Origin of the sequence: Methanospirillum hungatei, assembly GCF_019263745.1 — an archaeon.
Classification (GTDB): domain Archaea; phylum Halobacteriota; class Methanomicrobia; order Methanomicrobiales; family Methanospirillaceae; genus Methanospirillum; species Methanospirillum purgamenti.
In genome coordinates this window covers 1,894,163-1,906,003 of sequence record NZ_CP077107.1, presented here as the reverse complement: position 1 = coordinate 1,906,003, position 11,841 = coordinate 1,894,163, and the positions used below count along the sequence as shown (strand labels likewise).

The window sequence follows — 11,841 nt, the reverse complement described above, 5'->3', positions numbered from 1 at the left end:
TTTTTACGGGTGATCAATCATGATGAAACAAATAATATTCGTTTTAATTTTCCTTATGCTAATAGGCGCCGGTTTACAAACAATAGCGGCGGCTCCGGATGGAGGAGTTCCTGTTCTTTCAGCGGTGGTTAAAACTCCTGATGTTCCGCTTCCCACTCATTATTCACCGCCATCAGTCGTGAGTCCTGTCTCTCCGGCAGCTGGCCCACCTGTCAGCAGATCTCCGGTCGGAATAGTTCATTCTCCGGTTATGGGCAGTTACCTAACCGGGCAAAGTGAACAGGAGCAGGCTACTGCATCCGTCAATGCCTCTAAGGCTGCACCAATGATGAATCAGTCATATGCACCGGATCGGGTAATTGTTAAGTTTAAAACCTCTGGTCTGTCTTCACAATCATCAGTCAGCCAGATTCAGGCCGAGGCGCATGCAGCTTTAGGTGCGATGGTCATTGCTGATGCAAAAACCCTGGGTGTTGAGGGTATGCAGGTTGTGAGTGTTCCAAATAGTACCGGGACGATGAAGGCTATCGGTCTGTACAAGATGAATCCAATGGTTGAGTACGCTCAGCCCGATTATATCTATCATGCTTCTCCAGTGGAACCGATTCATATCCCTGTGCAGGTAAATGAAAAAGCGATCTCGTACCGGACTAATGTGGTCCAGGGTACCGCACACGTACCATCGACTGGTTCGACCACGACTCCTTCTCCACCAGCTATCCAGAATCCGGCTGTCAGTTCTGGTGTGTCAACTGGTCCTGTATCAGCTACGAATGAGTCTGAAGGATTTGGATACATGCACTTCTCCCTCGAAGATGTAGCTCGGATACAGAGTGAATATAATGCTGCAGTCAAGGTAAAAAATGCCCCCCTTTCTACCACTCTGGGAAGTAAAAGCCTGCTCTCCAACATTCAGTATACTCCATCAGAACGGAACCAGGGGAATTGTGGCAACTGCTGGGTCTGGGCCTCGACAGGGGTTATTGAAAATGCCCTCACCGTTCAGAACGGTATAAAAGATCGCTTGTCCATACAGTATTTTGATTCAAATTACAATGGCGGGAGTGCTACCACAGGAGCATGTAATGGTGGATGGGCAAGCACGTTTGCAAATTTCTATAGCACCTCTGGATTTAAACAGGTCATCCCGTGGTCAAATACGAATGCGTATTACAATGACCGGTATGCCTGTTCGTACGGGTGTGGAGCACAGACTCCTGCATCGAGCATCTCAACAACCCCGAACCATCCGGTAACCAGCATATCAACCAGCTGGCTTTCTACATATCGTGTCTCCCAGGCACAGGCGATTGCCAATATCAAGGCACAGATTGATGCAAACAAAGCTGTCTGGTGGGCATTCTTCCTCCCGGACAGTTCCTCCTGGAGTGCATTTAGCTCGTACTGGTCAGGTCATACAGAAGCTGCCCTCTGGAATCCGGACACCTACAATAACAAGGTATATGGATCATCCGGAGGCGGTCATGCGGTTATTATTGTCGGGTACGATGATTCCAGCAGTGATCCGAACCAGCGGTACTGGATAGTCCTGAACAGCTGGGGAAGCAACAGCGGACGTCCGAATGGTCTGTTCAGATTAAAAATGAATATGGATTATAGTGGTCGTTCATCCAATGGGTATCAGAGCCATTATTTCTCTATATTTAATGTAAATTATGGTGCCAGCACACAGACCGGATCCATTTATAACTCTTCAAATCCGACTGGTGCAAGAATCTGGCTGGACGGAACTGACACCGGGAAAAATACCCCGAATACACTCTCATCCGTTACCGCAGGTACTCATTCGGTTACCAACAAACTCCCGAATTATAATGATTATACTACATCTGCGACGGTAACCGGTGGGCAGACCACGACAGTACAGGGCAGTTTAACCCCTTCCGGATCCACCAGTTCGATCTCAAATGATCCATATGCATCATATCTCTGGGGTTTACACAATACCGGGCAGACTGGAGGAACAGCTGATGCTGACATCGACGCTCCGGAAGCCTGGGCTGTAACAAAGGGTTCAACAAGTGTCATTGTGGGGGTTGTTGACACAGGAGTTGATTATAACCATCCGGACCTTAAGGCCAATATGGTCGGTGGGTATAACGCAATTACCGGGACTACCAACCCGATGGACGACAATGGACATGGTACCCATTGTGCCGGAACCATCGGGGCAGTTGGTAACAATGGTATTGGTGTGGTTGGTGTGAACTGGAATGTCAAGATCATGCCGCTCAAGTTCCTTAGTTCATCCGGTTCCGGGTATACGAGTGATGCAATAGAAGCCTTTGCCTGGGGATATAACCGTGGTGTCCGGATCTTCTCGAACTCCTGGGGGGGCTATGGTACTGATACAGCTCTTCAGGACGCGATAAGCCAGTATTCAGATGCATTGTTTATCTGTGCAGCTGGAAATGATGGTTCAAATACTGATGTTTCACCACAATCTCCGAGTGCTCTGCCAAATGCAAATATTATTGCTGTTGCTGCAACAGATCATCGCGATAGTCTTGCTTCGTTTTCCAATTATGGAGCAAGTACCGTCGATGTTGCTGCACCGGGTGTGAGCATATATAGTACCTACCGGGGAGGATCGTATACATATATGTCAGGAACCTCGATGGCGACACCGCATGTTGCCGGGATTGCTGCATTAATTAAGGCGGTGAAATCAGGGTACACGGTTGCACAGGTGAAGCAGGCAATACTGAGTGGGGTGGATAAAAAGAGTGGTTTGTCCGGGAAGTGTGTGACCGGGGGCCGGGTGAATGCGTTGCAGAGTGTCCATGTAATAGAAATATCCAATGGTATTGCAATGTTCCGTCCATCCATTGGATGGTGGTTCTTTGACAATGATCTTGACGGTAGAACAGATAAATCATTTCAATATGGAATTAACGGAGACATCCCACTTGTGGGTGACTGGACAGGAAATGGGAAGGTAGGTATTGCAATGTTCCGTCCATCCATTGGATGGTGGTTCTTTGACAATGATCTTGACGGTAGAACAGATAAATCATTTCAATATGGAATTAACGGAGACATCCCACTTGTGGGTGACTGGACAGGAAATGGGAAGGTAGGTATTGCAATGTTCCGTCCATCCATTGGATGGTGGTTCTTTGACAATGATCTTGACGGTAGAACAGATAAATCATTTCAATATGGAATTAACGGAGACATCCCACTTGTGGGTGACTGGACAGGAAATGGGAAGGTAGGTATTGCAATGTTCCGTCCATCCATTGGATGGTGGTTCTTTGACAATGATCTTGACGGTAGAACAGATAAATCATTTCGATATGGAATTAACGGAGACGTCCCACTTGTGGGTGACTGGACAGGAAATGGGAAGGTAGGTATTGCAATGTTCCGTCCATCCATTGGATGGTGGTTCTTTGACAATGATCTTGACGGTAGAACAGATAAATCATTTCAATATGGAATTAACGGAGACATCCCACTTGTGGGTGACTGGACAGGAAATGGGAAGGTAGGTATTGCAATGTTCCGTCCATCCATTAGATGGTGGTTCTTTGACAATGATCTTGACGGTAGAACAGATAAGTCATTTCAATATGGAATTAACGGTGATATCTGTAAGGCAATTGTACAATAAAACCTCCAATTTCCCATAGTTGAATAGAGCCCATCATCCTATTCAGCATTACTAACAATAATAGGATCAATTTCCATCAAAGTGATCTTTAGCCAACCTATTGTTGATTTCGACATTCGGAGTGTTACTAAATTTTGACAATAAATCGAGACAAAATAGAAACCTTTATATATTTTCGCGCGACCCTACGGTGAGCATCGTAGGGTCAATAGGAGGATATGCAAAAACCTCTCCCAAACGACCCAGAACATCTTGGAACGTGGCAGGATAAATTACTTCCTTATGATTTTTTATTTGAAAAATCGCGTGAAACCGGATTTGTCAAACGATTTCGAAAAATTAATCCCGTATATCTGTTGTATGTCCTAATTTTCGGAGTGAGTAGTCATGGACCCTGAACTCGGCATCAGTTAGGGAATATCTGATAATTTAATTTGCGCGACAAGTCCCGAACCCTCTTCGGAACCTCTGACAATTCAGGACCCTCTCCCACCTGATATGAGTACACTTTACTGAATTTTGTAAGGAGATCGTGCGGAGATATTTGAGTTAAAAGATTGGCTGCCTTCAAACGGTTCAAGATTGCACAATATATGCATAAACAGATAAATGAAACAAAGATATGCCCAAAAAGTGCCTCATTACTTCGCAGGTAAATTTTGTCAGTTCTCAATTCATTTTTGAACGTATCAAAGTGTTTTTCAACCATATCACGTGATTTATAGCCCAAGTTTGCCACTTTTACTTTAGACACCCTTTGAGATCATCCCCTCTCACGATCTAATTTTTCTAATAATTTCATCAGAAAAATGATTTTGACAGTTGACTATTTTTCCATCAAAACTTCATGAAATCCCCCAATTATGGTACAAAATCATCGTGTTTATGGCATCAAAATTGGAGTGAATGAACCTTTTTGTCTTCCTCATCCATGAATCAACGGTAACTGTCAAATTCGATAGCGCCGTTTTGATGAATTTCGTTGACGTATGCTTCAGTTCCGGGATCTCAAATCGGATCAGTGAGACAAATAACTGTGCGATAAATCCAATGATTAATGCTCCGTAAATACTGTTATCGGTCCATACACGCAATGGTTTGATCTCGATTTCGTTCTTGAGAGAGTTGAATATCTTCTCAATTGAGTCCTTTTTTCGATAGGTTAGAAGGGCTTCAGTAAGTGTCAAATTCTTGCTCGATTTCAGGCAGAAAAATCCCTCTCTCCCAGTGATGAACTTTTCTTCAAGAAGCCTTACAGCATCATCTTCGGAGAGTTCAATCAGCTTTGTTTGGATGGAGTAGTCCACCTCCACAAGAAGATTGTTTATCCTGAATCGTTTTGGAAGAGCTTTATTCTTATCAATACTCTCCTGAATGACCTTTGCTTCTTTTATCTCCCGAACGACTTTTCGGGCTCTGGATTCCAGCTACTCTTTCTGTAGCTTTTTTGAGAAGTAGAGATAGTTGGTACTGTTTGGTTTCTCTATTTTAATTCCGCGAATACCTGATTCTACATCAATAACCTGAGGATTATTGGTTTCAAACTCAGCGATGATCTTGTCGTCGCTCTTGTTGAGCTTCTTTCCGGTAATGTACTGGAGATTATCTGCCCGGATCATCTGGGTATTAGCGACACTATTCGCTCCTTTATCGAATATTACCAGAGAATCCTCTTTCAACCGGTTTCTAGACTGTCGATATGTCTTCTTAAAGTGGGTCTGATCATTGAGGTTACCAGGTTCGATTGTCATCCCAATTGGGATATTAATCGGGTCGGAAAGTTCTGTAACACCAACGGTGATCTGTTTTTTATCTGGTCGATGATCCCGGCTGTACCCATACTTTCCAAGTCGGACCTCAGTGCCATGAAGGACAATGCTGGTCCAGTCCATGTTGATGTTGGTATGCTCGAAATCGTACCGAGAAAAAAGGATATCCTGGATGTCAGAGATGATTTCTTCCCGATTAGCACCAAGAATTTCAAGGACGCGGTACAGTGTTCTCTCACTGAAAGAACAGAGGGAAAATTCCTCAAGCACTTCAGGTCGGTTGATCCACTCGTGAGATCTTTTGATGCTGAAGTTATCTGTCAATTTGTAGCTGATGAGGGCCCGAAGCAGACTATTGATATCTATACCCCTCGTCTTGTGTTTCCCGAAGATATCGCTTAAGTTCAGGACTTCATACAGCTTATCAACAAGAAAAATGGTTCCGATAGGAAAAGATATATTGTCATTCGGTTCAAGTTCCCACATTCCGCAGTTTGTTATGTGAAATAGTATTTTTCATGATGCGTCCCAAGCAATCGAATAATTTTTCGAATCGTTTTATCCAAATTGAGAACTTTGGTGACGATTCTGCCTTCAATCCGAAGTGAGAGTTCTCTAACTCTTCGAAATAAAAAGAAAATCCAGCGTAATGTTGGTTTTTGAGTTGGTTTACCGGTTTGATTCGGCACTGTTTCATTAGTCTCTTTGAGACTTTTCCGTAACTTGTACTCTGTTACGGCGTATACATATAGACAAAGAACCATGATCATTGCCAAAGCCTGAATTCTCCCAGTATTTTTAAGAAATACGTCAGATACCCGGAACGTTTTATCCTTCAGAAACCTGAATCCTTTTTCGACCTGTGATTGACCTTTATCCGACACTCGGCACCAAAAAATTTACGCATAATATTTTTCCACATGCGGCCCTATCAATCGAACAATATCTCTTAATTCATCTGTGAAATTTAAAATTCGCACAATTATTATGGAATTATCAATTTCCTTAATCTGCCTTACTCTTCTGAACATGAAGAACAACCATTTTGCAGATGGTCTCTGAGTTGGTTTTCCTTTTTGATCCCGGATTTGTTTCTTCTCAATTTTCAATGTCTCACGAACTACCCACTCTGTGAACGAATATACAAGAAGGCATAGAACCATTATCATGGATAAGGCTGCAACACGATTTGAATTTTCCAGATAAACCTCGGATGCATGAAATGAATTCCCCTTTATGAACCTGAATCCTCTTTCAACGGCATTTTGTTCCTTATAATATTCAAGACAGGTGTTCGGATCGACGGTAGTGTCATTGCTCGCGAGAATAAACCTACCCATCATTGCTTGCTCTTTTTGAATAACCTCCTGGTTTAGGGTTAATTTGCATGAAACAGAATACCATTTCTCAAGAACCTCACCTTTTTTCGGTCTCCCAACCTTCCCTGAGGGTTTTTTGTTATCACATGTAATTTCAATATCAGAAAGGATGTATCGCTTATGCTTTGACATCCATCTTTCTACAGCGAGACGTGCATCATTTTCACATGCAAACCCGTTGACCAATGATTTATTCAGGGCAGTCTGACTTTTCTCCAGTTTATCTTCTATTTTTTCAATATCATGTTTGATGCTGGCTTTATGTCTCTCTTCAGAGTGGAATAAAAACCATTTTTGATCGATACCGCCATACTTACTATCGAAAGCAGCATACTTATACCGGGCATCCGAACATGGAATCCACTCAACGTCAGATTTGAGGATAGTTTTTACCTCCTTAATCGTTTCAGGAACATGAGTTATCCAGTAACAGTGAGAACCTAGATCTTGAACCATTTTTGCGGCGTAAAGGGCTGAATCAGCCATATGGTAAACTTTCTGGTCTGTGTTGAAATTCTTTCGAACTTCCTGAATGGTTCGAATTAAAGTCTTTTTATCTGAGGCATTACCAGATAAAGGCTCCATAAAAACAGGAATCCCACGTTGATCCGTTACTAAACATAGGACTAACTGTTTCAAATCATTGCGGTGATCTTTAGAATGCCCTCGAACCAGCTTAATCAGGCGAGTATTTAGTTCTTCATCATACTCTCCTGTTACACTGATCGTTGTTGTATCATAATGAAGTCGAAGAACTCCATGGAGAAGATTATCAAGGATTTCAAGGATGATACCGGTGAATAACTCTGTTGGACCTGCAGCGGCTATCGCATCAAGAGTTTCACCAAATAAGTACTGATTCAAATGCTTTGCTTCAATTTCCTCGCCAATTAAACGTTCGGTTGCAACATCATCAAAGTATTCTGGCATCAGGTAAAGTCGACGCTCAGTAAAACCCAGGCAATTGAGAAGTAATGCTTTCACTGCCTGGCCATGAGTGACAATATGACTACGTTTTTTGGGAATGAAACGATCGATATATTCACAAATTCCAAGTTTGTCTATTATCCCTGAGACTATGCCTAAATGAGCGATGGTCACATTTGAATCAGCAACGATGGATATTATTCAAAAAGAGTATACAACGCACTCAGATTTAAATGTTTGTACTAAAAATAGGTTTCGTAACACTCGTTGCTGCCGAGTGTCGGATGAAAAATGATTTGGAAACATTACCCCTCAATGCGAGGAGAGAGGATTCTGTACGTGGATATTTGTTCATGGTTTTCATTGCTCTTATTATTCGAATGAGGTTGCAAACCATCATGAAGGAGACAGGACTTGCTACAAAATATTCTGTCGAAAAACTCCTTCTCGAACTCGAAAAGATCAAAGTGTTTGAGTTATCTCAAGGAGAAACTCTGCTGTCTAAAGTCAGTAAGAAAAACAGAGAAATTTTAGACACACTTAATTTATGTGCCTAAAGATCCGGGAGGTGAGGTTAATTAACCCACACTTTTCCACGATGAGCCGATGTAAAGATAACACATAAAAGAGGTTAGAAATTAAATGAGAAGGGAAAGTGTTCAACTATGCGTTTGAACTGCTTAGTTTCAGCGGTATGGGTGTTCAATTCGTCCGGTCAAACTGTTCAGATCTAAGCGTTGTAATCAATCTATGTGCCTAAAGGTTTTCGGGAGGTGAGGTTAATCGCCTTTTAAAATCTCAAATTTCTCTAAAAATATCGGTACTGATGATACTAGCTCAAAGTATTTTACCTCTTGATACCACTCCCATTGGGAACTGATTCGAATTAAATAATCTACTGATTTGTAATTTGGATGTAGATTAAAATTTATAATTGCAGGTATTTCTTGTGATTGAGGATCATTTCCATATTTAATAGAAATATCACCGGCTTCATCACTTTTTATTCTGAGATATAAATAGTTACCTGATTTTTTGTCAATTATATTAGGTATGTTTGAAAATAATATTGGTTCATTGTTGCCAATATTCATTCCTCCTTCTTTTAATAGACTCATTATTGGTTTCTTTAAAAACATAGAATATGAATCAAAAGTTCCCCAGATATAAGGTAATTTTTTAAGAGAAAAATCACGATTGATTTTAGTATCCAATTTAAAATCAAAAGATGGAGTAATGAATCCGCTTCTTAAAGTTAAATTGCTGTTATTAGGTGGATCCATTCTAAAACTAGTGATGTTGTTAATTTCATGAGGGATAGTTATACTAAAAAGGTTTTCTTCTGATTTTGATTCATATATATTTCCGAACATCGAATTTTTTTCGCAATATGGAGATCCATTAATAGAATAAAAAATTTGTATCTGACCATTTGTATCCGAATAATAAAATAAATTTAATGTTGTAGATGCAGATAGTATTTTCTGAATATAAGATCTATTAAAAATTAAATTGGCAATATATGGATCGTCGTTTTCTGATTGTAAAATAATACTACTATTTTTATTCTCTATTTTAATATTATGGATTTCTGGTGTTTCAATCAAGAATGGGATACTCTCTACTTGGCCCAAATTAGGAGTATATAGATTCTGATTGAGGTCATTTCGAAGCCATACTTCAAACATATCAATTTTTCCAATAGGCCTATAATTATTATATATATATTCAGCAATTCGATAATTTCGAAATTCGGTTGGAATCCCATCAATATGCCATCCCCCAGTAATAACAATTGGAATGTTATCTAAATTATCTCGTAATGATTGAATTGTCTCATTTTGAAACCATTCTCCAGCATTTGGAGTAATTACTGAATGAGGAATATATTCTTTACGTAATATTGTGAATGGAAGGAGGAAATTCGAAAGATCGTAATATGTTTCATTATGTTTCAAAAATTGTTGTAAATAGATACCGAGATCATAAACACCATTATATTCATTAAATTCATTTTTGTGAATCTGAACTCGGTTTTCATGTTCATGCCAATTATTAAAAGAAAAAAAACTATTTGAGAAATCTGTTTGAAATGAATTTAATGGAATTTGTGTAATTAGTCCTCCACAAATAAGAATAATGATAAGAAAGATTATTGAAAAAATTTTTTTCTGTTGACACCAAACGAATGGAATTAAACAAGCTAAAACAAGAGTGTAAAATAATGAGAATGATTCCATAAGAGAATGGCGTTGAATACCTCGTTGGGATAAGAATAGGGATGCGATTGAAATAAATACAATAATAATTAACTGATAATTAAATGAATTCCGTTTAAATAATAAACTCCATATAAAAAAAACTAGAATCGATAATGAAAATAAAGGGAATAATGCATATTGAAGAACAACTTTAATGTCATAATTTGAAAAAAGATCAGGATAGGTCCCAGAAGGATCATTAATAATATACATATTAATTATTCGTATAATTGGAGATATTAAAGGAGTATCCGAAATATAACATAAAAAAATGAAGATAAATCCAAATATTATTAATATAGTAATTGTACTGATACAGTAAGGAAATATAAAATTTAAATTTTTCTTGATATCTGTGCCTAATTTGGAATATATCATTAAAAATGTTATCAGTAATACTGCGAAAAGTGATGCTATTCCTGCTTCAGGCCTTAAAGTAATACCAAAAAGAATTACTAATTCCAATAAAATAAAATTACATAAATGCGAATTTCTTAAAAATTTGACAAAAAGGATTGCAGATAAAAATATAATAATGCAATGTTCATCTGGTAATATTCCTAAAAGTGGAAGAAAAATGACTAAGAAAAATGCTGTAGATCCTTCCATAAATTCTTTCAATAAAAAATAACTCAATAGTGCAACTAATAAAGGGGTTATCCATGACCATAAAAAACAATCAAAAGGATAATATCCATTAATGAACGAATAAAGGATTGGAGAGTATATATCCATGAACCCATGAGGATTTGCAATATCGATTTGAGGAAAAGCACCATAATCAAATAATTGCTGAATCACAGTACTTGTTAATCCATGTTCAAATACATTCCCCCTCAATACTTGGGTAAAACTACCTCCTGAAACATAATTGCTAAAAATTATGAGAGCTGATAGAATTGCAGGGAGAACATAATTATTTTGACACGATTCTATGTTAATATATGCCCGTTTCTCTTTTAGTTGATAATGATAGAGCATAAAGCTCATCATGATAAATAATATAAAAATGATTAATGAAAGAATTCTTGCATCAATAAATAACCATCTAGATAGCCAAAATTGGAGTTCGTTTGTTAAAGGGATTGATACGGGATAAAAACAAATTGGCACTAAGCTACAAATTAAAATATTACGATAATTGGGATCAAAAATTCGAATATTAATTTTAGGTAAATATATATAATAAATAATTATTAAAATAAGAAATTGATAGAAATAAATTACAAGCGAATAAAAATCAATAATAAATCCATCATTTTTTAAAACTAGAAATAAAAATGATGTGACAAATGGAATGGTAAAAAATATATGCATAAAATGAAAATCTTTTAAAAATCCCTCGCTTTTATGAAATTTAATTGAATAATTTTTTACAATTATTAAGAAAATTAGACAGCACATCAATGTAAATATGAGGTGTAAATTAAACTGGAAAAGGTGGTTTTTTGATATAAAAAAAAGGAATAAATTTGTAATGCCTAATATAGAAAAAAATGCAAGATAATTGCGTTCTGCATTAAATAACCCGTTTGACATAATTTTAGAGAAATACTTCTCTATGGCTATTACTAAGAATATTGCGAGAACTCCTGTCGATATAATCGCAAATAGATAAAACTTAGTTCTTATTGCAGTATCTACACCATTTAAGATACCAACTCCAATAATTCTATTTAAAAAAGAAGTTACAGGAAAATTTCTACTATCAATGAGTATAGTAAATAAGTAGAAATAATAGAGTGAACAAATAAAAGAGACGATTGCAAAAACATCTATTGGCAACTGATACGCTTTTGATTGAGATAATTCATTTTGAGATGATACCATGTCTAATTTAATTATTTCTATCTAAAGATTATGAAGTG

The 11,841-nt window shown here is 38.1% G+C and carries 4 protein-coding genes and 3 pseudogenes; 3 read left to right on the top strand and 4 right to left on the bottom strand.

Going from position 1 to position 11,841, the window contains the following annotated elements:
* The first annotated feature begins 19 nt into the window (after window positions 1–19).
* Together KSK55_RS09120 and KSK55_RS09115 are read left to right on the top strand one after the other, a co-directional pair.
* Window positions 20–3,637 (top strand): S8 family serine peptidase, encoded by a 3,618-nt coding sequence (locus tag KSK55_RS09120; RefSeq protein ID WP_218606676.1) that lies wholly within the window; start codon window positions 20–22, stop codon window positions 3,635–3,637.
* 218 nt (window positions 3,638–3,855) lie between these two features.
* Window positions 3,856–4,035, top strand: coding sequence for a hypothetical protein (locus KSK55_RS09115; protein WP_218606675.1), 180 nt, complete (start codon window positions 3,856–3,858; stop codon window positions 4,033–4,035).
* 447 nt (window positions 4,036–4,482) lie between these two features.
* Here the strand turns inward: KSK55_RS09115 and KSK55_RS09110 are convergent.
* From KSK55_RS09110 to KSK55_RS09100, 3 genes and pseudogenes are all read right to left on the bottom strand, one after another.
* Window positions 4,483–5,892: pseudogene (locus KSK55_RS09110) on the bottom strand (IS1634 family transposase).
* Window positions 5,893–5,903: 11 nt separating this feature from the next.
* A pseudogene (locus KSK55_RS09105) lies at window positions 5,904–6,281 on the bottom strand (IS1634 family transposase); the annotation flags it as partial.
* A gap of 24 nt (window positions 6,282–6,305) precedes the next feature.
* Window positions 6,306–7,910, bottom strand: a complete 1,605-nt coding sequence (locus tag KSK55_RS09100) for an IS1634 family transposase (RefSeq protein WP_218608915.1) — start codon at window positions 7,908–7,910, stop codon at window positions 6,306–6,308.
* A gap of 83 nt (window positions 7,911–7,993) precedes the next feature.
* Between KSK55_RS09100 and KSK55_RS09095 the strand changes: the two are divergent.
* A pseudogene (locus KSK55_RS09095) lies at window positions 7,994–8,269 on the top strand (IS1634 family transposase); the annotation flags it as partial.
* 222 nt (window positions 8,270–8,491) lie between these two features.
* Here the strand turns inward: KSK55_RS09095 and KSK55_RS09090 are convergent.
* Window positions 8,492–11,803, bottom strand: coding sequence for a hypothetical protein (locus KSK55_RS09090; RefSeq protein WP_218606673.1), 3,312 nt, complete (start codon window positions 11,801–11,803; stop codon window positions 8,492–8,494).
* Between the last annotated feature and the right edge of the window lie 38 nt (window positions 11,804–11,841).